We start from the raw sequence: 22,513 nt of genomic DNA on the forward strand, positions 1-22,513 counted from the left end.
CGATTCCTCGGCCCTTCGAATCGCTGCAATGCAGCTCAATCTTGACGGGAAAGCGTCAGGTTCCGGTTTTCGGTTGCGCCGCTGCGACCGTGCTTCCAGCCCAGGCAAGGTTGTCGCCCAGCTGCGCCAGAATGCTGATTGCGTCCTTCAATGGTGCGTCCCCGCTTTCGAATTGCAGCAACAAAAGCAAATCTGTCGCCTTTTCAAATTCTGCGGGAATCCAATCAGCTTCGGGGTCGATTTCGCCACCTTGTTCCAGCCGCTCCGCAAAATCTTCGACGATCTCCTGACAGCTGTTCAGAAACGCGGCCGGTTCGATGTCAGAGGTTTCACGTAGATCTTCATAGATGCTTGCTATTGCGGCCAGCCAGTCCTCGAGAATGGGATTGTTCAACGGGGGCAGGGCAGACCCAAGCGATGACTGCATCGATGTGGTGTCATTCGAAACAGGCTCTGGCTCTGCGCCCTTCACCGCCTCAAGATAGGGCAGGATGTCCTGCTGCAAATCTTTCCGCGCAGCCTCGAGATCGCCGCGGCGCCGGTCGGATGCCGCTTCCAGCACGTGTTCCGCAAGGTTCTGCCCGCCGCAGGTTTCCCAAAGCGCAAAGTCGGGCTCGGGTTCTTGCGCCATGGCACGCACGGCGACCGGCGTACCAATTGGGACAACGGCGCGGAACATTCCTTCTTTTTCTTTGTTCAGGCGCGCAAGGACGCGGTCCAGGGCACCCTGCACCGGTGGCAGATCAGCATGTGTTACGGCCAGCAGGCTGTTGGCCCGAAGTTCCGGGGGCACCTGAGACCACAAGTGGCGCTCGGTCTCGCGCCAGGCATTGGTTCCATTTGTGCACCAGATGGCACAATCAACGAAGTTCAGCAGATCCAAAGTCGGCTTGTAGGTATCATCCAGAGCACCCGAGCCCGGAAGATCAAACAGTGATATTTCCTTGAGGGCCGGAGTATTGATGCCGACCGATATGAAATCGGGCTCCTCCTGGGCCGCTTTTTCCAGCACTATGCCGGAATAGGTCTTTGGTTCCCTGTTCCACCAACCGACAGTCGTTTCAGGCGCATCCGCGTAGGCGACGATCACCAGCGGCAGTTTCAGATGCTGCGGGCCGGTTGGCAGAATGTCCGCGCCTGCCAGCATGTTCGCCAGACTTGACTTGCCTGCGCCGAATTCCCCGGCGAAACCGATATTGACCGCGTTTGACAGACGTTCAGCGTGGGACAGAGCCCGCGCACGCATATCATCCAACGCCGCGTCAGGCGTCAGGTTTTCAGTTGCGGTCAGGAAGCGCTCCAGTTGGCGTACTTCCTTTTCAGTTCCGGGAAATTCAATCATTCCGCAGCCTCTGCTTGTCTTTCATCCGCATCGGGTGTTCCAAAAACCGTCTCCAACTCGGCTGCAATGCGACGCGCTTTGTCGAATGCACCTTGCGCTTCCGCCTGAGCGTTCAGCTCTCCTGAGTTGGAACGGTGCTCAAGATGACCGGCCAGAAGGGCCATATAGTGGTCCAGAACCGTATTCAGCCGTTCCAACAGATCGTCGCGGGTCGTGTCGATCAGGTCATCCCCGATCAGCTCGAATTCCTGCACGATCAGCCGTTCTGCACGCGCCACAACGCTGTTGCGCGAGATCAGACGCGACAGCCAGTTTACACGCAATTCAACGGTAATGCCACGGGTCAGGGCGGTGGTGTCAGGCCGGAACCAACGTACAGCACTGGTGTTCATGCGATTGTCGACCGGTTCTTGCCATCCCGGCAATGCCCGCAAGGCGGCATTGCAATGCATGTCGATCGCGTAAAGCTCGCTTAGCATGCGCTGCCGAACAACTTGCGACGCCCCCTGTACCAGTTCACGCATACGCTCGCGCAATGGCGTAAAATTGAGCTCGGTCTCTCCGCCTTTTGCCAGCAGAGGCGACTGGCCGTCCGGTCCGCGCACAACGATAGCCACCGTTTCCGAGACAGTGTCATCCATGACCCCGCGCAGATTCGACAGGACATCATCCATGTCACGCGTGATCTCCTGCGTTTTTTCAGCAATCAACTTGCGTAGGTCGCCAAGTGTCTTGTCGCTTTCATCGGCATTTCGAACATCCGAGCCGTCTTCATCTTGCAGCGCCCGCAAACGAACCTGAGAGCGCTCAAGCTCCCCGCGTGCGAAGCTGTCGAGATGTTGCCAGGCCATCCGCAACTGTTCGTTGATCGGTCCGTCCGTCAACGCCTGAGTGACATGACGACGCAGATCGGGCAGGCCCGACGCGATCATTGCGGCAAAGCGCAGAACCGCTTCGCGGCTGATCGGTCCCGGGCCTTGTTTGATCTCGGCCACACCGTTGAGATATTGCTGCATCTGTTCCGGGTGAGCGCGCAGCCATGCCAGCACGTGGTCGTGGTTCACTCCGGTTTCATCGCCGGTCAGAGCATAATGCGCCCATTGCGCACTGCCCATCAGGACATCGATGTTCGAGTTGCCGAGCGCCTTTTCCAACCCGTCCAACACATCCAGACGAACCTTGGCCGCGTCTTCGGCGCCGCCGCCCAGTTCATCCACACGGTTGATGAAGACGACGATCTGCCCAAGTTCCAGCGCTTGCATCAACCGGAACAATTTCAGATCCGCGCGCGACAATGCCTGATGCGCGGACAGAACCACCACAAAGAAATCGGATTCCTTCAGATACTGTCGTGAAATTTCTTCGCGGATCAGCAGGGGATCATTCACGCCGGGCGTGTCGGTGACCGTCAGCGGAAACGGAAAATGGCCCAGGTCAAAATAGACCTCGGCCTTGCGGGTGATGTCGCTGTAAAGCCCGCGATCACTGCCCGGATCCAAAGCCCCGTCTTCGGACGGATCATCCCCGGCACAGACATATCTGGCGAGGTCATCTGACGTCAGTTCGTCCAGATCGTGCTGTTGGCCCAGCAGTTGTTCATAGCTGTCACCCAGACGTCGACGCGCCCGGACCTTCATGGCCTCGACCTGTTCTTCGATCATCTCGCGCTTATAGCTGTCCTCGTCATCGGGAAACATGTTGCGCAGTTCTTCACCTTCGGCGATCAGCGATTGCCATTGGTAATTGTCGAAGAAATGGAATTCGGCACCTTGCGTCCGGCCGGACGGGTGCCCGAAATGCATATCGGTGATAACAGTTGTCCAGGGGTTTACATCCGAAGGCAAATACTCGGCCTGACCGGTGAAGCCGTTGATCAGACGCGATTTTCCAGCCTTGATTTGCCCGACAAACGCAATTGACGGTTTCAGATTGCCAAGATCACCAATGATGCGCGAAATGAACTGGCGCGTTTCATCATTGGTTGCCCCGTTCATTTCTTCTGCTATGCGAATAAGTTCGCGGCGATGTGTTTCACTCATTACTCATTACCCTGGTTACAATAAAAAACAGATTGAAGTAGTCGAAAATTTGAATTCAACGGAGGCAATCATTTTTCGGCCTCCTGCAAAGAGGTCCACAGGTTGACGACCGCCCCCAGTTTGCGGGCTTCGTGGATGGCGACCGCGATCTGACCACCGTCACTCAAAACGGCCAGACCGGCCCCTTTCCCGCCCGATGGCCGCATGACAATCAACTGCGGGTCTTCACTCTCTTGCTGAGAGTCGCCATCCCAGCCGGCAAGATCAGCCACAAAACGGGCCAGCGTGTCCTGGTCGGGATGCATCGGCTCAGATGGCTTGCAAACGCCTTCCAAAAGAGGTGCGGCTTCGTCCGAACTGTCCACAAACACACGACCCGAGGCGAAGCGGCTCGACGCTTCAAAAAAACGTTGGGCAAGTGTTTCCGCTGCATCGGGTGTTGCCTCGGCGGGCAGAGAGTCATCAACAGGTTTCTCAGCACTCGGGACGACGGAAACAATTGGCTCGGACGGAAGCTCGATGGCGGCGCAGGCTTTCTCGATTTCGCTGAAGGTGATACCTACCTCATCCACTTCAAGCGCTGTGTCCGGTCTGCCCGAAGTCAACTCAAGCGGAGCAGGCGATGCGGAGATCTCCGACACCAATCCAGCCAGCTTCTTAATCAATTCGGCGCGTGATTCCGTTTCAAAGTCCGGAATCTCACCTGCCGGTACCTTGAAAACATCGGTGATCCGGGAGCTGTTCACCTCGATTGCCAGACAATCCCCGTTTGTGGCAGTAAATTCCAACCGGCGCGGCAATACTGTGCTACGGATTGCCCGCAATACCGCTGAACGGCGCGCGGCCGCTGTTTCTCCTGCGATCCTCACGGTCGGAGACAGCCGTGCGACCGAGGTCCGCCTGATATCTTCAAGCAGGTCGAGAATGTCCGTGTCCATCATGCCGTGACCCCCTCTGGTCCCGTTCAAACCGCAGCCGCAACCGGCCCCAGACTGAGATGTGATTTGGTAAGCACCAGTCCGACATTCGCACTGTTGCGACAGATATAGCAGACCACATGATCAGGATATTCCTTGGTCCGCAAAAAGATGTTTAGCCTGTCCTTGGAAAAAACGGCGACTTCCCCAAAGCCAGCGTTTTCTTCGTCTGCACTGCCAGCCTGACGCAAGAGCGCTTCAAAGGCTGCAACTCCGCGCCCCTGAAACAGATTGGCCACAGCCACCGCCAAAACATCCAACGAATCCGCGCAGTCGGGATCTGAAACAGAGCTGCCCAAAAGCATCCCTGTCTCCATGTCGATATACCCGGCTGCTATACAGTCGGGTATCGTTTCCATGGCGGAGTTCAGTGCGGTTTGAATAGACATCTAATCCATTGTTTTCATTTATGAGTTTCTCACTAGCTCGATTCGGATACCCTTACAACACATGCCATTCAGCGCCGCTATTTTCTTTGGCTTTCGGAATGGATCGAAGTGCCTCTTTGGTTTGCCTTTCGTTGTGTTCAATGGCGATCTGATCAAACTCGGCCAGAAAGGCCTTGAATACATTCTTCAGCCCTTCTGCATCTTGCGGCAGGTCTTCATTTCTCGAAACCTCCTGCCACATATCCGACGCGCTGAGAGGCGATCCGACCGCAACTTCGGGCAGGCCACTCAGCGTGGCAACGCTTCTTTCAACTGCGTCAACCTGTTCGGTGGTGGCCGCTTCGATCAAACCGCTGGTTTCGGGTTCCGGCTCATACTCATCCGCAGTGTTGCCGGTTTGCGCGGCCATCAATGCCGTAATCGAGGATACAGAAACTTCTATGCCGCGATCTTCAGCCAAATCGGCCTGGTCGGATTCCTCTTCTTCGCCATCCGGCACGATCGGGGTCTCTTGCATCGAAGTGTTCAGCGAGGCAAGCACATCATCGGAATTGTCAACAGCCGCAAGAGGCGCGGGGCTGATTTCAGCATCATCCAGAGCGCCCGTGTCGTCATCCAATGCATCCTCCAGATTGGCGTCAACGGACAGTTCGAATTCGTCTTCGTCATCCTCAAGGCCCGCGACATTCGTCAATTCCAGCGGGTCATTCGAGGTGTCCTTGAAAAAGGAACGCAGATCATCGCTTGTGTCGGGTTCAACGGGCAGCGGAACCGGCTCTGCCGTCATCTCTGCGCGCAGCCGTTCAGCCTCTTCCGCATCGATCCGAACCCGCTCGGCCTCATCCGAGCGCCGCTCGACCCGGGCAGGCCGTACCGGAAAGCTGGTTACAACTGTAGCGCCTTCAGCGTTCGATTGCCCGGCGGCCACCAAGGGGTTCACCAACCTCAAGGGTGTGGCTTCGTCTTTGGCTGTCGGCTCGCTTGATGAACGGGCAGGGCGCAATGGTTTGACTTTGGGTGCGTCGGCCTGGCTCTTGTCGATCTGGTATCGAGCCAACTGATCGGCGCGGTTGTCCATAATCTGTTCTGTGATCTCCAGGAAACTGTCGATCATCTTGCCTCCGCCGCTGCGCGACCACATCTCGGCATCGCCTGTCTTGTCACGGGCAGTGATTGCGTCGCGGGCCGAAAACAAAATGGACCGATTGAACAGGTGACCAGCTTCGCGGTTAACGCGGCGTAGTACTTTTTGACGGTCTTTGAGGCTCAGGGCATCTGCCCGCGTCACCAAAAGCAAAGAGTTGTGTTGCAACCTCTCGGGTAGGGAAACCCATGTCGCGCGTTCGGTTTCGCGCCAGGCTTGTGTCGCGTGGGTACACCACAAAACGCCGTTTGCCTGACCCACCGCGCGTTGCCACACATCCGTCGAGATCTTGGGGTCCGAAATGCCGGGTGTGTCGATCAGGTCGACAGCTTCCAGAATATCGGCCTCAAGGAAGATGCGGATGAACTGTGCGTCATTGACGCCAACGGTTTCAAGCTGATCCAGTTCGATCAGTTCAGTACTTCCGTCATGGCGTTTGATATAGGGCGCTTGACTGCCCCAGCTAAACCAGACCGGTGGCAACTGGGTTGCCGTCACCTGCGTCGGCAAGGTCTGCGTTCGCAGCAAAAAGTTCATCAACGTGGATTTACCGGCGCTGAACTCGCCCATCAGGGCGAAAACCGGTTTGCGACGGGACCACTGCTCGATGCGTTCCCATGCCTTCGGAGAAACAAAGCGTGTTTGTGTATCTTTTGCCATTTTTCTACTTATGCCGCTTCGTTGCTTAGATCTTTCAGTATGTCACCCAGAATCTCGTCCTTGGATTTCTGTGGCTGCAAGCCCGCCATCGCCGCCGCAGTCTGACCCGGGTTCTTGTCGGCAGAAGACGAGATGCTCAGCAGTGTTTCCTTCTGCTCGCGCAGGAAATCCGTCAGGATCGCACGGACGTTTTCCAGAACCGCCGCGATCTGGTTTTCCTCGATATCCTTGGTGATCGAGTTTGCCTCGGACGCGATCAACCGCGTGTAATCCGCCGCATATGCCTCAAACCCCTTTCGGCGTTGCCACCAACGTCGCCACCAGGTGCTTTGCAAGTCCAGTGCGATCGTCCGGCCGATGCCGAGAGGCGGCGGAACACGGGGAACAATGGGCGCTTCGATGCTGAATTCGCCCAGATGGTTGCCGAGTATCTTATGATAAAGCGCTTCGACGTCCGCAGCAGCGGTTGCGTACAACGCCCCTGCATCCTTTCGCATGGCGCGGGCGAAACTGAAATAGGCAGCCTTTTGCAACGTCCGCAAACCCGCGGGATCGTATTGCCACGTGCCTTGTTCGCCATTTTTTTCAAGATGCGCGATCAGAGAGTCCGTTGCGCGTTTGACGAAATTGTCCTCGGCTGACTTCAGACGCTCCAACACTTTGTCGCGCAGCGCATTTGTCAACTCGGCGGCTTTCTTTTCGTATTCGGCTGAAACCGTGTTTATCGCCTCTTCGGGCGATACGCCGTCGAGATCCCGTGCAACGCCTTCGCCTTCGGACAGATTCTTGGCAACCGCAGTCGCGCGGATCTGACTGGCAATGTTACGCGCCCGATGGCGGACGCGGTCCATCAGGCGCGCTCCGGCACCTTCTGCAATGCGCTCATTCATGGCCAGTAGCAGATCGGGCAGACCGGACAGCGCCCAGATTTTATCGAGCGAGGCCGCCTGATCACCGAAACCGGCGGCCAGGTAGAACGTATTCAAGGCCTGGCGCGACTCTTCTGTCAGAATATCCGGGTTCCCGGTCAACGCCGCTTCGGCCCATAATGCGCTGCCAAACACGACGCTGGTATTCGTGTCGATATTGTTTTGTTTCAGCGTGTCCTGAATGCGGTCACGGATCTCTGGAACCTGGTTCACGGGATCGGACAGCTCGTCGATCCGGTTGACGAACAGGATGATCTGCCGGTTCTCGAACTGCGCGATAATGCGCATCAGAGCCATGTCCATGGTCGTCAGGGCTTGGCTTGCCGCCAACACCACAACGCAGACTTCGGATCCGCGCAGGCTGCGCAGAGTGATTTGCTCGCGCACCATGAACGTATCGTTCACACCCGGCGTGTCGCACAGTTTCAGCGCGATGGGGTATTGCGGAATGTCCATATACAGCTCGGCTGATTTGGTAACATCAGCAAACCGGCCCGTTTTGGGATCAATATCGGGATCGTCTTCATCGCCCAGGCAGACATAACGCTGAATCAGTTCCCCATCGAAATGATCATACTGATGGCTTTGACCTAGGATCAGGTCGAAATGTTTGCCAAGACGTTCCTCTGACTTGGCCTTCATCTCACCGATCTGGCGGCGGATGTCTTCCATCTCGTCATCAGCGCCGGCGCGATTGGCCAATTCGCCAAGACGACCGCCACCGACCATCAGGTTGTCCCATTCTTCCTGCTCGAAAAACGTGAACTTGGCCTTTGTATCACCGGGTGGGCGCGTGTTGATGTTCAAGGTCGTAACCACCGACGTCCACGGGTTGACGTCTGACGGAAGCAGGCTGGGGTGCCCGGCAAGAATATTGACGATCGAGGATTTTCCGGCCTTGACCTGGCCCACCATCGTGACGCTGGCGGTAAAATTTTCCATCCGGGTCTTGAGGGTCGCCAGCCGTGCCGAGGAGCGCGCATCAGCCACCTCAGTCAGTTGATCAATCTGAGCCGTCAGTGAAGCCATGGTCGCCGTCATCGGTGCCAGTGCTTCGTTGCCTACAGACAAAAGGTGATCGTTGCGCGCCATACTTAACCTCCGGTTCCCGTTGCAGCAATTTGGGGCGCATGCGCAACACGCCCTGCCGGAACGCTTGTCAGAGTGTCGATCCGCGCGATCAGGTCCAATGCATTGCCCAGTATTTCGGCCTCGGCCCGAGGTGAAATGGTCTCGTACGATTTGGAATCGGCCAGAACTTCGATCGAGCTGAAGCGGTCGCCGTTCTCGAGGCAAGCAACGCGGCGCCCGGTTGGGAAACCTTCGGATTTTGCGGCGGGTAACGGCATGCGGGCGTTCGCAAGCAGATAATGTTCACCCGAATGCGTTCGAAGGGAAATGCCAAAGCCTGTGGTCGGGTGGTCGCGATTCAGAGTCTTGAGCTCACCAAGGAAACTCTCACGAGCGAAGAAGACAGCTTCTTGCTCGGCGGCAGCGGAGGGATTCAAATCGGTCACAGCAGAAAGCCTTGTATTGGAGTTGAGCAAAAAAACTCGTACCGGCGCCAAAGTGGCAAAAAGACTCATTAACTCCTGATAAACAACAAGTACCTTCAAGGCGGTGTTATTTTGGCGCGAATAAGATTTTTTAGCGGTTGAATTGTGGCGGCAATGTGGTCGATCTCTCATAAGAATGCCTCAACCGATGCGAGTATTTCGATGCGGCAGATCAGACCGAGAAACGTCCGGCAAGCTTGTATGCATGCATAGTCGGCGCAGTCAATTGGGGCAGAGGTGACGTCTTTTCCGGTGCATTCGAATGATTTGAGGGTCGAAAACCTTTTGGCTTCATACTTCTGAATAAAAACAATTATTTATGTTTCGCTGCTTTTCTGAAAACACCGGATCTGGAGGATGGAACCAAATGCCCAGGCAGTTCCAGCAGCACAGTCTGAGGCAGTTTCGCGGGTCAGACTGCATCAACTCTGGCCCGTTGTGCCTTGATTCTCCACCAAGTCTGGCGCCACAAGTTCCGACCTGAAGTGCTGGCGTCTATTCAACGTTAGCGCGTTTTTTGACGACTTGATTGTGCCAGGCGTCAACATGTGAACCAAAAGCCGTAAAGCAGCTTCATATAGGTACTCTCAAACCGGTTGAAGGTGGGAGTCAGATGCCTCTGGTTTCTCGGCCGTTGTGTTGCTTGCGGTATCAACAAGACCGGAACAGGTTGCAATTCTCAACGAGGCAGCCCGGCAAGTCACAAACTTTGTATTCCTCGAATTTTCCCTCTCGCACTCCGATGCAAGCTTTGTTATTGACCGCTTCATTCCAGCGCAAACGCGCTTGGTTGCGGGTGTGGCGAAATTGGTAGACGCACCAGATTTAGGTTCTGGCGCCGCAAGGCGTGGGGGTTCAAGTCCCTCCACCCGCACCAAATAAATTTACCATAATCATCATTATACGTGTTGTGAATACGCCCGTCTTCAGAGATTGTGTGCACCTTCAAGCCCTTCGTTTTCCAAACATATCGGTGGACCCAATTGACTGGGATACTGCAATGCCCAATGGAGCATATCTGCTTTGGCAGATCCCGAGTTCGTCAGATTGCGATGTTCCGCAATCGCGATTGGCTTGTTTCGGGCTCGATTGAGTGGTCGGGATTTTTGATGTTCTCAACCCCCGTGCCCCTGCCCTTCGCTGGTCACCGTCCCACATGTCAGTGCCGTCAGAAAGCAAAGCTTCATACGCTTTGCGCGACCTTGTTCATGGCGAGTTAGCACCACGGTCAAACATTCAGGCAACCGGCCGCAATAATGCGGCCGGCCTTTTGATCTTGCTGATGTCTGCGCAGAATCTCAGATTGGCGCCGATCGAACCGGTGCGGGACATTCAGTCGGTCTCACCAAAACCTTTCGGTACCGGCAGATCAGGCAGAGTTGCCGCACGCTTTTGCAAGGCTCGCCCGATGACCACACGGCTGATTTCCGTCGTCCCGTCCACGATCCGCAACATTTGCGCGAGGCGGGACAAGCGATCCAGGCCGTAGGGTTGCAACAGCCCCGCACCACCCAGGACCTGCGTACAGGTGTTCGCGGCTTTCACGGCGGCATCGGGCACGAACCTTTTCGCATGGGCCGCCATCAAGGGGCCTTCGGGCGTGCCAAGGGATTCTGCCGCCTTTCGGTAGAGAAGCTTTGAGGCTTCAAGGTCGGTTGCAACCTCGCCCAGCATCCACTGAATCCCGTCCAGATCAAGGTTCCTGCCGCCAAACATCTTGCGGTTCTTGGAATAGGACAACGCCGTATCCAGCGCGGATTGCATCAATCCACAACATCCTGAGGCAATCGAAACACGGGCAATGTCGATGGCCATGAGCGCGCCCTGAAGACCCTGACCAATGCGCAGGATGATGTTGGTTTCATCGACCACGACCTTGTCCATGTACATTTCGGCCAAGGGCAGGAAGTTGTAGGACGGGGTATCGTAAAGCGGCCCAAAACTGAGGCCCGGTGCGTCGGCGGGAATTGCGATCATCGCCATGTCCTTGTGGCCGGGTGCGTCGCTGGTCTTGACCACAGTGAAATAGATATCCGCCTCGGTCGCCAGGCTGACCCATGCCTTCGCGCCGCTGATCGTCCATGTGCCGTCGTCATTGACCACGGCGCGTGAATACATGTTTGTTGCGTCCGATCCGGATTGTGGTTCGGTCAGTGCAAAGTTCGCCAGCTTGCGACCAGATGTCAGGTCCCGCGCCCACTTTTCCTTGAAGGCATCCGCGCCATAGCCGCAGCCCGCGAAGGTACAGATGTTGTGCATCGACAGCGCAAAGGCATATGCGCCATCGCCCCGTCCCAGTTGTTCATAAACCTGTATGCCTTCTGCCAGCGGCAAGGCCTGCCCGCCAAACTCTTCGGGGGCGTAGAGCCCCGTCAGACCAGCGGCCCCGGCCTTGTCCGAAGCATCGCGCGGCCACTTCTTCGCGGCGTTCCAGGCATCCACATTGGGCAGGATCACCTGCTCGGCGTGGTCGCGTGCAGCTTGGAGTATGGTGTCGAGTTTGTCTGACATTGGTGGATCCTTTCACGACGGTCATTCTCAGATGGCGCCACAACCGGGAAGCCATGGATGAGCGGGATGATGAGTTTTTGAGGGCAAAACTTCCGATAAGAACGTTTTTCTACAGAGAGATATAGCGAGCCTGCCCGCTGGCGACCATCTCGTGCAATGACAGATCATTGTCCAAAAGTGACAAATCGGGCACCCTACATTTGCACCCTGCGGTATGAGCTGGGGGTGCTTCCGGTCCAGCGCTGAAAGGCCCGGTGGAAATTGGCCGCCGACGAAAATCCGACTTCATGTGCGATGGCTTCAACGCTTTTGCGCCCCGCCTGAAGATCACGGATAGCGATGTCGCGCCGCAGGGCATCCTTGATGGCCTGAAACGATGTACCATCCGCATGCAGCCTGCGGATCAGGGTGCGGGGGGTCATGTGCATCGCGGATGCCGTCTGGGTCAGGGTTGCCGCGTCCCATCCCGATTGGACCAGATAGGTGCGCACCCGCAGCGATTGGGTGTGCTCTCGCGAACTGGTGAAGATCCAGTCTCGGGGCGCGTTGTGCAAAAACCTGTCAAGGTCATTTGTGCTGCGCGCCTGCACTGGACCCAGCGAATTCGGATCGAACGAAATCGCGGTGGCACCTTGGCCGAACCGCAGCGGTGCCGGAAAGATGACCGCGTAGTCCTGATCAAAGTCGGGGCGCTCAAACACGAAATCGACAGCCTTGACCGGAACTTCGTGCCCCGCCAGCCAAGACATGAGCCCGTGGGCAAGTTTGAGTATCAGCATGTGCCCGAACCGCTGAACCTGGGCCGCGCCCCGTGGCTTCAGCGTAAGCACCAACATGTTGTCGGCGTCATCCAGAGCAAACTGGTAGTCATCCAGCAACAAGTTCCAGAAGGTCGAAAAGCGGTAAAGTGCCGATGAAAGAGACGTGGCTTCCCGGACTGTCGTCAAAAGATGTTGCAGAGCTCTCGGCCGGATCGGGCGGCTCCAAAGCCCCATCATCTCATCACCGGTCTCAACTGCGGCAAGTTGATAGAGACATACGATTTGATCCAGCGTGACGCGGCCATGAGGGAGACGCGTATCCGCGACCAAACCCGACCGGCCGAGAAGCGATGCCATCTGCGCCTCGGGGCATAGCGTGCGCAATGCCGTCAGCCAGTCATCGATAAACTGGCTGGAAACCGTGGAAAGGATCGTTGGTGCGACATTGGTCATGACGTGCAAGGAGGTATCACCAATTCCGGTCGAGATGAAACACGGCGCGTGCAGATGGCGGATTGTCAATGTCTTCACCACACAACGCTCTGGTTGAGCTTATTTCAGTGGGCTGGCGCCCCTGTTCGCCGCACCGGTCATCGAATATCGCTGTGCGCCGGCGGGCCAGAGCTTTTGTTTGCGTCAGCAAGCAATCTTGCGGATGAACTGGGCACTCTTTTGGCTCGGGCCGCCAGTGCCCCAAATCCCGGGCAGTAGACGGCCAAAATTTAATCAGTTGGGCTTTGATAATGAGCAGCTGAGAGGCTGAAACAGGCACCAATTCCAGAACACCGTAAAAATAAATAGCAATTTTTTTGAATACTTTTACCATGTGGTCAAATTAGAGGGCGGATGAATGTTTGACATCATCATCAGAAAAGCCAGCTTGCCGGATGGCCGCGAACCGGTGGATATTGCGATCAAGGGCGACCGTGTCGCTGAAATTGCCGCTGACATCATGGGGGAGGCGCGCGAAGAAATTGATGCAACGGGCCGCCTGGTTTCACCTCCGTTCGTCGACCCGCACTTCCATATGGACGCCACCCTGAGCCTCGGGTCGCCACGTATGAATGTTTCGGGCACGCTTTTGGAGGGCATCGCGCTTTGGGGAGAACTAAAGCCCCTTCTGACGCCCGAAGCGGTGATCGAGCGGGCCATGCGATATTGCGATCTGGCAGTGTCGCAGGGATTGCTGGCCATCCGTTCGCATGTGGATGTTTCGTCAACTCCGCTGGTGGGCGTCGAAGCTTTGCTGGAAGTGCGCAAGCTGGTTGCCCCCTATATTGACCTGCAATTGGTGGCATTCCCGCAAGATGGACTGTACCGCGCAGAAAATGCAGAGAAAAATCTGATCCAGGCGCTCGATATGGGGGTCGATGTGGTGGGCGGCATCCCGCATTTTGAACGCACGATGTCGGAAGGCGCCCGATCGGTCACCAGGCTGGCCGAGATTGCCGCAGATCGCGACCTGATGCTGGACCTGCACTGTGATGAAAGCGACGATCCGATGTCGCGCCATGTGGAAACCCTCGCCTATGAGACCACGCGCCTCGGGCTCGGGGGTCGTGTGACTGCAAGCCACGTCACCGCGATGCATTCATACGATAATTACTATGCCTCGAAGCTTGTTCCGCTGATCGCGGAAAGCGGCATGAACGTCGTACCGAACCCGCTTATCAATATCACGCTGCAAGGCCGCTCGGACACTTATCCGCGCCGCCGTGGCCTGACCCGCGTACCAGAATTGCGTGCAGCAGGTGTGAACGTTTCCTTCGGGCAGGATTGCACCATGGATCCATGGTATTCTCTTGGCTCTGCCGACATGTTGGAAGTGGCCCATATGGGCGTGCATGCGGTGCCTATGACATCCCGCGAGGCGATGGAATGGGCTTTCACATCCGTTACCCAGAACGGTGCCAAGACCATGGGTCTGCCTGACCCGACAATTCGCAAAGGTGGCCCAGCCAACATGGTTGTGCTGCAAGCGCGTGACCCGATTGAAGCTGTTCGCATGAAGGCCACACGTCTTGCCGTCATCAAAAACGGCAAGGTGCTGGCGCGTACCGAACCAAGACTGGCCGCGCTTTCCTTGCCCGGCCGCCCCTCGACCCTGGATCCAGCGGATTACGCGCCCAGGCCCAATATTCAGGAAGCTCAAAAACAAGAATAGTTGCCACCAACAGAAGAGGATACTCCGATGAAATTCACCACAACACGTCGTCAACTGATGGTCGGCGCTGCGGCCACGATGGCCCTGCCGGCTTATGTCCGCCGCGCCAATGCACAATCTGCGATCCGCGTCGCTGGCGTGCATATGTCTCCGGTCGAAAATGCATGGAACAGCCGGATCCACGTGGCGATGCAGGAAGCCGCCGAGGCTGGTCTGATCGAATATGAGTTTTCAGAGGGTGTGGCTCCGACCGACTATCCCCGTGCGATGCGCGAATACGCCGAAGGCGGCGCGCAAATCATTTGGGGCGAGTCTTACGCGGTGGAACGCGAAGCACGCGAAGTGGCTGGTGACTACCCCGATACCGCGTTTTTGATGGGGTCCTCCGGCGGACCGGAGGGCGACAATTTCGGTGTCTTCGGCACCCGCAACCACGAGGCGGCCTATCTGGCCGGAATGCTTGCCGGCCAAATGTCGGAAAGCAATGTTTTTGGTTCCGTCGGCGGTTATCCGATCCCCGAGGTGAACCTGCTGATCAATGCTTTCCGGATGGGCGTCAGTGAAGTGAACCCTGACGCCACTTTCTTTAACGGTTTCATCGGAGCATGGTTTGATCCGGCTCGCGCGCAGGAAGCCGCGATTGCCCAGATCGACGCGGGCGCGGACATCCTGTTTGGTGAACGCATTGGCACCGCAGATGCCGCTCAGGCGCGCGGCGTGAAGGCCATCGGTTCACTGATAGATTATACGCCGCGCTATCCCGGCACGGTCTTTGCCAACGCGATATGGAACTATGGGCCAACCATCGAAGCCATCGTGGCGGATGTTCAGGCCGGCAAACCCACCGGGCGCAATTATACCGAATATTCCTTCATGGCTCATGGCGGCAATGAGCTGATCTATGTCGCCGACGAAGTGCCTGCCGACGCCATCCCTGCGATGGAGGCCAAACAGGCCGCGATCCAATCCGGCGAATGGGACGTTCCGATCGACGAAAGCGAGCCCTCCTGATCCCGGCGGCTTTGACGTGACCGATGCCACGGCTCTTGCAGCTGCCGTTTCGGCAGGGCAGATCACTGCCACCGACGCGATGGAAGCAAGCCTTTCCGCCTGCCGCGCGCAGGCGGATCTGGGCGCCGTGGTGTTTCTGGACGAAGACATGGCCCGCGCCGGCGCGAGGGCGGCAGATGCAGCGCCATCGGACCAGCGCGGGCCTTTTCACGGGGTTCCGTTCCTGGTCAAAGACCTCGGCGGTTCCGCCAAAGGGCTGCCCGCTGCTGCCGGGTCTGCGGCAATCCGCGCGCAAGGGCTAAAACCCGAAACTGACAGCTGCCTGCTGCATGAATTGCGCCAGACCGGCCTGATCCCTTTTGGCGTGTCGGCAACACCGCCATTCGGCCTTTCCCTGACATGCGAACCAGATGGCATGGTTGCGGCCCGCAATCCGTGGAATCCCGCGTTGACGCCCGGTGGCTCATCTGGCGGCGCCGCGGCTGCGGTTGCAGGCGGCATCGTCGCCATTGCTCATGCCACGGACGCGGCCGGATCCATCAGAGTCCCAGCCGCGTGCTGCGGCTTGACCGGGCTCAAGCCGTCACGTGGTGCGGTGCCCGGAGGCCCTGATTTTACCAATCACCTGATGGGGATAGCGTCAGAACTGGTTCTGGCGCGGTCCGTTCGCGATGTGGAAGCCGCCTTTCAAGCCGTAGCCCAGCCCATGGCCCCGGTACATCCGGCGGACCGCCCCCGCATTGCATTGGCACTGCCCGAGCGTTGCGGAACTGACCAGTGCAAAGCCGCCAAGGATGCGGCTGACGCTCTGCGCGATGCAGGCTGCGAGGTGTATGACATTTGTACCCCGGACGAGATGGGGGCCGAGGCTCATGCAATTGCCCGCACGATACTGGCTGTTTCGCTGGCCGAGTGGCTCATTGCACTCAGGATATCTGATGATCAGGTTCCACCGCTTGCCGCCGCCATGGCTGCCGAGGGCCGTGCCACATCTGCCACCGCGCTTTTTGCGGCCACACGGCAGCTTGCTCGTCTGACATATCGTGCTCGCAAGATTTTCAGTTCTGTCGATGCTGTCCTGATGCCGGTCCTATCGTCTGCACCGCCCGTTATTGGCAGTTTGGATCTGTCTGGCGGCTCCGCAGATGAACACATGGCGCGGCTGGAGGCCTTTGCCCCGAACGCAGCGCTTGCCAATGTTGCAGGCTTGCCGGCTTTGGCATTGCCTTTTGGCATGGCAAATGGCCTGCCAATCGGTGTGCAACTGATGGGACCACCCGGCTCGGATGTTGGGCTGCAGAAACTTGGTGCTCTGATCGAGGCGCGTGCGCCCGAACTTACCTTTCCGTCTCCAATCGCAGGCCTGCCCACATGAACAAGGTTCTGGAACTTCACGGCATAACAAAGCGTTTTGGAACGCTTACCGCCAATGATGATGTGACCCTGTCATTGGCCCAGGGTGAAATCCTTGCATTGTTGGGTGAAAATGGCGCAGGCAAAACGACGCTGATGAACATCCTGTTCGGCCACTACGCAGCAGACGAAGGCTCGGTTAGGGTGTTTGGCAAAGCGTTGCCTCCGGGTCTGCCCCGCGCAGCGATCGAGGTGGGTGTGGGCATGGTACACCAGCACTTTACGCTTGCGGGCAACCTCACGGTTCTTGAAAACGTCATGCTTGGTTCAGAACCCCTTACACGCGCACGGTCCGCACGTGGCGAGGCGCGCGCAAAGTTGTTGAAGATCGCGGATCGGTTTGGTCTGCCCGTGAACCCCGACGACAAGATCAAGTCCCTTTCCGTGGGTGAACGTCAACGCGTCGAAATTCTGAAAGCGCTGTACCGAGACGCGCGCATACTGATCCTGGATGAACCGACGGCCGTTCTGGCCCGGCCCGAGGCAATGCGCCTGTTTGAGACGCTGCGCGACATGACGAAAGAGGGTCTGTCGCTTATCTTCATCAGTCACAAACTGCATGAGGTCATGGCGGCCTCTGACCGTGTGGCCGTTCTTCGTGGCGGTAGGTTGGTCGCGGAACGTAGGACTTCGGAAACCACCCCCGGAGAGTTGGCGGAACTGATGGTTGGCCGCAAAGTGGAACGACCAGTTCGTCATGACCACGAGATTGGCGCGCCGGTTCTGGTCGCAAACGATGTGCGCGTGAAAGAAGACGGTGAATTGCGGCTGGATGACGTATCATTCACCGTCCATGCAGGCGAGATCCTTGGTATCGTCGGCGTATCAGGCAATGGTCAGGCCTCGCTTGGCGGGCTGCTGTCTGGATTGATCCACCCAAGCGCCGGGCAGTTGACACTGCTGAACAAGGATATCGGCCATCTGGGCCCGCGTGGCATGATCCAGGCTGGCGCCGGCAGGGTACCGGAAGACCGCCATGCAGAAGGTGTCGTGGGTGAATTGAGCCTGTGGGAAAATGCAGTTCTTGAACGTCTGCGCACACCGGAGTTTTCGCGCCGAGGCTTTGTCCGACAACGCGCCGCCCGAGAATACACCGCAGGGCTTATCGAACGGTTTGATATCCGAGCGGCCAGTCCCGACACGCGCACACGGCTGCTGTCTGGCGGCAACATGCAAAAATTGATCCTGGGGCGGGTCCTGACCAACGGACCGCGTTTCGTGCTCGCCAACCAGCCGACGCGGGGCCTTGATGAAGGGGCAATTGCCGCAGTTCATGCCGAGCTTCTGGCCACACGGGCCGAGGGTGCTGCGATCCTGCTTATTTCAGAAGAACTTGAAGAAGCCGTAGCTCTTTCAGACCGGATTCAGGCCATCGTAAAGGGTCGATTGTCGAAACCGATATCCGCTGATGAGGCTGACCCGCAACGCCTTGGCCTGATGATGGCAGGTGTCTGGAAGGAAGATGATGATGCGGCTTGAACGACGCACATATGTACCGCTGTACCTTGTGGTCATTGCGCCGCTGGCCGCGATCTTTACCGCGTTGTTATTGGCTGCGGGTTTAATCGCAGCGGCAGGTGTGAACCCGTTGACTGCCTATGGTGAAATGCTGACCGGCGCCCTTGGGTCACGCCTTTCGATCACCGAGATGCTGACCCGCGCCACGCCGCTGATATTTACCGGGCTGGCCGCGGCCGTCGCTTTTCGGGCGCGTCTTTGGAACATCGGCGGCGAGGGGCAGTTCTTTGTCGGCGCACTGATTACCGCCTGGATCGGGCATTCTCTCGGGGTTCCCGGGTGGATCGGTATACCGATTTTGATGCTGGCGGGCATGGCGGCGGGTGCGGCCCTGTTGGCGGGCCCCGCTTATTTGCGCCTGCGTTTCGGGGTGGATGAGGTGGTGACGACCCTGCTGCTCAACTTCATTGTGATCCTTTTCGTCGGCCTCATGATCGAGGGTCCGATGCGCGATCCGATGGCCTTTGGCTGGCCTTCCTCAGTGCCCGTGGGCGGAGAGTACCGCCTGCCGGATCTTATTCCCCGCACGCGCCTTCATATCGGGTTGCTTTTTGCCATCGCGGCAGCAGGTGTTGTTTGGCTGATCCTGGCCCGCACGGTTTTTGGGGCTGAAACACGCGCCGCAGGCTTGAACGTCGGTGCCGCCGCCTTTGCCGGAATTTCCCTTCCCAAAACGATCATGGGTGTGGCCCTGCTTTCAGGCGCTTTGGCAGGGCTGGCAGGTTCCGTCGAAGTCATGGGCGTCACAGCTGGGGTCACCACGACCATGAGCCCCGGATTCGGATATGCCGGTATCGTCGTCGCAATGCTTGCCGCATTGCATCCGGCGGGCGTGGTCGCAGCCGCGGTTTTCGTTGCCACCGTCTTTGTCGGGGCCGACGCCATGAGCCGCGCAATCGGCGTTCCCAGCTTCATTGCCGACGTGATCGTGGCGCTCTGCCTACTCACCATGATCGTGGCTCTTCTTTTCACAACTTACCGGGTGCGCCGATGAGTGATGCAATCGACCTGCTGCTGAATACCAGCCTCTGGGCGTCCGTGCTGCGCATTGCAACGCCGCTTATTTTCGGAGTCCTCGGCGCGTTGCTCTGTGAACGTTCGGGTGTTCTCAATCTGGGGATCGAGGGGATCATGACCATGGGCGCGATGAGCGGTTGGCTTGCCGTCTACATGGGCGCGCCCTTGCTGGTTGGCCTGATGATCGCGGCACTTTGCGGCGCAATGTTGGGATTGCTGCACGCCATGTTGACGGTCCCGCTTGGATTGTCGCAACATGTCTCGGGGCTTGGCATCACGCTGTTTGCATCCGCGCTGGCCTACTACCTTTACCGGTTGCTTGTCGAAGTGGGCGATCTGCCCCCGACGATAGAACCTTTCCAGCCACTCGATGTTCCGGGTGTTTCCGATATCCCCATTCTGGGTCCGATCCTGTTTTCCCAGGCTCTGCCGACCTACCTCGCTCTGTTTGCGGTGGCTGTGATGGCCTACGTCCTTGCCCGGACACCGCTGGGGCTGGCCATTCGCATGACTGGTGAAAACCCGCACGCGGTTGAGGCACAGGGGCTGAACCCCATTCGCATTCGCATTGGTGCAGTGGTTGTCGGATCAGCGTTGATGGCAGTGGGTGGTGCGTTCCTGACGACAACGGCGTTCAACAGTTTCTTCCCGGGCATGGTTCAAGGACGCGGCTGGATCTGCATCGCGCTGGTTGTGTTCGCAAGTTGGCGACCGGGCAAAGCATTGATCGGTGCCGTGCTGTTTGCTTTTTTCGATGCATACCAGCTGCGGCTGCAAACGGCGATTGAAGGCGTGCCATATCAACTCTTCCTGATGGCGCCCTATGTGCTTTCCATCGTCGCGCTCGTTCTCGTCGCCCGCAGGGCCGAGGTGCCTGCCGCGCTGATGGCACCCTATCGGCGCGGTGAACGCTAGGATCAGGGTTCACAACCAGTGGATGACTGGTCGTTGCAAGCGCGAAAGGGGCAGGACACACATGAGACATCGCTTATGGCGGTTTGCGGAATTGGTGCCCGTGCCATTCATGTTAGGGGGGACTTTGAGCCAACACCTTGGGCAAGAAGCCATTGATCCCAATGCAGTACGCCGATATCCGCTGGCAATGACGTAAATGAAAGGTGGCCTCTGACGATGAGAAGCCGCCTTTTGTCTTTCGTTCTGACGTAGTTGCCTAGTTGCCTGCCGACTGCAATCTCCGACGGTCAGCGGCGGTTGCATTTCTCTCAACGACAGTCCGGTTGTATGGGTCTTTCAACTCATAACGGCCAAACTCGATCTCTTCTTTCCAGCCATTGGCATAGTTTACTTCGATATTGTTGCCCTGACGTTCAACCTTCGTCGGGCGGCTTCCCGCAGAACCTCCTTGGCCGGACGCGCGCACGTTGTCGATGGAGATACCATCTGCCAATGACCGGAGCCTTGAGACATCGGCGCCTGTCGCCAGCCGTTCTTCCACAGTGCGGTTCTGAGCATTCTTTCTTTCATACCGACCGTTTTCGATTTCTTCTTTGGTTCCATCGGCATAACGCACTTCGATGCCGTTGGCGTTCGTCTCAACCTTGGTTACGCCGGCAGTGCGCGATGACCCGTCTCCTGACCGGGATTGATCCTTTTTGCCGCTGCCTCTGTTCGACCGCTTCGAGTCATCATCATCGTCGTCGTCATCATCGTCATCATCGTCGCGACCACCTTTGCCGGATCCGGAATTGTCGTCGCGATCATCGTCCCTGTCGTCGTCGCGGTCATCGTCCCTGTCGTCGTCGCGATCACCCCCGCGACCACTGTTGCCCGACCCCGAGTTGTCGTCCCGTTCGCCGCCACGATCATCCCCCCGATCGTCATCGCCGCCATCCCCATCTTTTCCGCTGCCGCTTTTGGCAAAGGCATAGGCTGGTTCAAGGTGCAAGCGCCCTTCCGCGTCAAACTTCGGCGCGTAAGGCGTTGCGGCAATCAACGAAGCCAGTGCTGCGGTGCTGAGAAGCTGGCCCAGTTTTCCTTGAAGTTTCATTCTTTCGCCTCCAGTTCTGTTCGACCCATCTCATGGTGTCGGTGACAGATTACCCGGGGCGTTGCTTCCCGACATCGGGCTTAGGTCTGATGAATTGCAGGCCGAACGTCCCGGCCAAAACCACGACTTCCGTCGTAATCGATTGCACCGAGTGGTTTAGGAGAGTGGTTTAGGAGACTTGGCTCGGTTTTGCTCCGTTGCCCTTCAACTCATCATCGGGCTCCAGATGAATGACAAAGACAGAACCAGGATAAATGCGTTCCAATGCGTGTTCGACTTCGTTGCAGATGTCATGCGCTGCGCTGACCGACATCGCGCCGTCCACAACGAGGTGAAACTCGACGAAGATGATATTTGCGGATCTGCGTCCCTTGAGGTCGTGATACTCCAGCGCAGCGCCAAGATTGTTTTCAATGGTGTCGGAAACAACTTGCAGGTCATGGTCGGAAAGGCTCACATCCATCAGGCCGTCAACGGACGCTCGAATGACTTTCCATCCTTCCCACAGGATGTTCAGCGCGACCAGAATTGCAAGGATCGGGTCAAGGATCAGCCAGCCGGTGACAAGTGCAAGCATGAGTCCCGCGATGACACCCGCTGACGTCATGACATCTGTAAAAATATGCCGCGAGCTTGCCTCCAATGCAGGCGACCCCTCGCGCCTGCCGATTCTGAGCAATAAGTAGGCCCATGCGCCATTCACGCCCGTTGCAATGACATTGACGGCGATTCCAAGAAAAGGCGCATCCTCCAGATGCGGATCTGGAAGTGCCAGCACGGCCTCTCTGATGATCAGGAACGCCGCCAACACAATCAATACGCCCTCGACGACAGCGGAAAGATATTCGGCCTTCTTGTGACCAAAGGGGTGGTTTTCATCAGGGGGTTTGTTTGCAACCCGAACCGCGAAATAAGCCAGCATCGCCGCTAGGACATTGACGGTGGATTCCATCGCGTCCGACAACAAAGCCACAGAACCCGTCAGCCACCAGGCCAGCAGCTTCAGGGCCAGTACCGCCAGGGATATCGGAATGGACCAAAGCGCTATTTTTTGTGTCATTCGGCCACGACCCT

The 22,513-nt window shown here is 57.5% G+C and carries 18 protein-coding genes and 1 tRNA gene; 7 read left to right on the forward strand and 12 right to left on the reverse strand.

The window, feature by feature from the left end; all coding sequences use genetic code 11:
* Positions 1 to 55 precede the first annotated feature (55 nt).
* The 7 genes from GOW09_RS14135 to GOW09_RS14165 all read right to left on the reverse strand — a co-directional run bounded on the left by GOW09_RS14135 (position 56) and on the right by GOW09_RS14165 (position 9,168).
* Positions 56 to 1,342, reverse strand: coding sequence for a dynamin family protein (locus GOW09_RS14135; protein WP_171119279.1), 1,287 nt, complete (start codon positions 1,340 to 1,342; stop codon positions 56 to 58).
* Positions 1,339 to 3,381, reverse strand: coding sequence for a dynamin family protein (locus GOW09_RS14140; RefSeq protein ID WP_171119280.1), 2,043 nt, complete (start codon positions 3,379 to 3,381; stop codon positions 1,339 to 1,341). The genes GOW09_RS14135 and GOW09_RS14140 overlap by 4 nt, the downstream gene beginning before the upstream one ends.
* Positions 3,382 to 3,449: 68 nt before the next feature.
* Complete coding sequence (locus GOW09_RS14145; protein ID WP_171119281.1) at positions 3,450 to 4,322, reverse strand: hypothetical protein; 873 nt, start codon at positions 4,320 to 4,322, stop codon at positions 3,450 to 3,452.
* 23 nt (positions 4,323 to 4,345) lie between these two features.
* Entirely contained in the window at positions 4,346 to 4,747 is a 402-nt protein-coding gene (locus GOW09_RS14150) for a hypothetical protein (RefSeq protein WP_171119282.1), read from the reverse strand.
* 52 nt (positions 4,748 to 4,799) lie between these two features.
* The gene (locus GOW09_RS14155) at positions 4,800 to 6,551 is read right to left on the reverse strand and encodes a dynamin family protein (RefSeq protein ID WP_171119283.1); all 1,752 of its coding nucleotides are present in this window, start codon (positions 6,549 to 6,551) and stop codon (positions 4,800 to 4,802) included.
* Between the two features lie 8 nt (positions 6,552 to 6,559).
* The gene (locus tag GOW09_RS14160; RefSeq protein ID WP_171119284.1) at positions 6,560 to 8,572 is read right to left on the reverse strand and encodes a dynamin family protein; all 2,013 of its coding nucleotides are present in this window, start codon (positions 8,570 to 8,572) and stop codon (positions 6,560 to 6,562) included.
* A gap of 2 nt (positions 8,573 to 8,574) precedes the next feature.
* Positions 8,575 to 9,168 carry a hypothetical protein gene (locus GOW09_RS14165; protein WP_253284262.1) on the reverse strand — a complete coding sequence of 198 codons (594 nt, stop codon included), beginning with the start codon at positions 9,166 to 9,168 and terminating at the stop codon, positions 8,575 to 8,577.
* Positions 9,169 to 9,828: 660 nt separating this feature from the next.
* On the opposite strand from GOW09_RS14165, the gene GOW09_RS14170 reads away from it, so the two are divergent.
* Positions 9,829 to 9,913, forward strand: a tRNA-Leu gene (locus GOW09_RS14170).
* 455 nt (positions 9,914 to 10,368) lie between these two features.
* On the opposite strand, the gene GOW09_RS14175 is transcribed toward GOW09_RS14170, so the two are convergent.
* The 3 genes from GOW09_RS14175 to GOW09_RS14185 form a co-directional block, all read right to left on the reverse strand.
* Positions 10,369 to 11,547 (reverse strand): acyl-CoA dehydrogenase family protein, encoded by a 1,179-nt coding sequence (locus tag GOW09_RS14175; RefSeq protein ID WP_171119285.1) that lies wholly within the window; start codon positions 11,545 to 11,547, stop codon positions 10,369 to 10,371.
* A gap of 194 nt (positions 11,548 to 11,741) precedes the next feature.
* Entirely contained in the window at positions 11,742 to 12,761 is a 1,020-nt protein-coding gene (locus GOW09_RS14180) for an AraC family transcriptional regulator (RefSeq protein WP_171119399.1), read from the reverse strand.
* 16 nt (positions 12,762 to 12,777) lie between these two features.
* The gene (locus tag GOW09_RS14185; RefSeq protein ID WP_171119286.1) at positions 12,778 to 13,134 is read right to left on the reverse strand and encodes a hypothetical protein; all 357 of its coding nucleotides are present in this window, start codon (positions 13,132 to 13,134) and stop codon (positions 12,778 to 12,780) included.
* Positions 13,135 to 13,158: 24 nt separating this feature from the next.
* Here GOW09_RS14185 and GOW09_RS14190 point away from each other — a divergent pair, with 24 nt between their 5' ends.
* The 6 genes from GOW09_RS14190 to GOW09_RS14215 are packed head-to-tail and all read left to right on the forward strand — an operon-like array spanning position 13,159 to position 20,346.
* Positions 13,159 to 14,472 carry an amidohydrolase family protein gene (locus GOW09_RS14190; RefSeq protein WP_171119287.1) on the forward strand — a complete coding sequence of 438 codons (1,314 nt, stop codon included), beginning with the start codon at positions 13,159 to 13,161 and terminating at the stop codon, positions 14,470 to 14,472.
* A gap of 27 nt (positions 14,473 to 14,499) precedes the next feature.
* A complete protein-coding gene (locus GOW09_RS14195) occupies positions 14,500 to 15,483 on the forward strand; it encodes a BMP family protein (RefSeq protein WP_171119288.1) in 984 nt (327 codons plus the stop codon).
* 16 nt (positions 15,484 to 15,499) lie between these two features.
* Positions 15,500 to 16,858 (forward strand): amidase, encoded by a 1,359-nt coding sequence (locus GOW09_RS14200; RefSeq protein WP_171119289.1) that lies wholly within the window; start codon positions 15,500 to 15,502, stop codon positions 16,856 to 16,858.
* The gene (locus GOW09_RS14205; RefSeq protein ID WP_171119290.1) at positions 16,855 to 18,375 is read left to right on the forward strand and encodes an ABC transporter ATP-binding protein; all 1,521 of its coding nucleotides are present in this window, start codon (positions 16,855 to 16,857) and stop codon (positions 18,373 to 18,375) included. Before GOW09_RS14200 ends, GOW09_RS14205 begins: the two co-directional genes overlap by 4 nt.
* A complete protein-coding gene (locus tag GOW09_RS14210) occupies positions 18,365 to 19,408 on the forward strand; it encodes an ABC transporter permease (protein ID WP_171119291.1) in 1,044 nt (347 codons plus the stop codon). Before GOW09_RS14205 ends, GOW09_RS14210 begins: the two co-directional genes overlap by 11 nt.
* Positions 19,405 to 20,346, forward strand: a complete 942-nt coding sequence (locus GOW09_RS14215) for an ABC transporter permease (protein ID WP_171119292.1) — start codon at positions 19,405 to 19,407, stop codon at positions 20,344 to 20,346. The genes GOW09_RS14210 and GOW09_RS14215 overlap by 4 nt, the downstream gene beginning before the upstream one ends.
* 256 nt (positions 20,347 to 20,602) lie before the next feature.
* Here the strand turns inward: GOW09_RS14215 and GOW09_RS22255 are convergent, their stop codons facing one another.
* Both GOW09_RS22255 and GOW09_RS14225 read right to left on the reverse strand, forming a co-directional pair.
* Positions 20,603 to 21,439, reverse strand: a complete 837-nt coding sequence (locus GOW09_RS22255) for a hypothetical protein (RefSeq protein WP_174829422.1) — start codon at positions 21,437 to 21,439, stop codon at positions 20,603 to 20,605.
* 169 nt (positions 21,440 to 21,608) lie between these two features.
* Positions 21,609 to 22,499, reverse strand: a complete 891-nt coding sequence (locus GOW09_RS14225) for a cation diffusion facilitator family transporter (RefSeq protein WP_174829423.1) — start codon at positions 22,497 to 22,499, stop codon at positions 21,609 to 21,611.
* Positions 22,500 to 22,513 lie beyond the last annotated feature (14 nt).

The sequence above is a fragment of the Ruegeria sp. HKCCA5463 genome, from assembly GCF_013034175.1.
Lineage (GTDB): Bacteria > Pseudomonadota > Alphaproteobacteria > Rhodobacterales > Rhodobacteraceae > Ruegeria.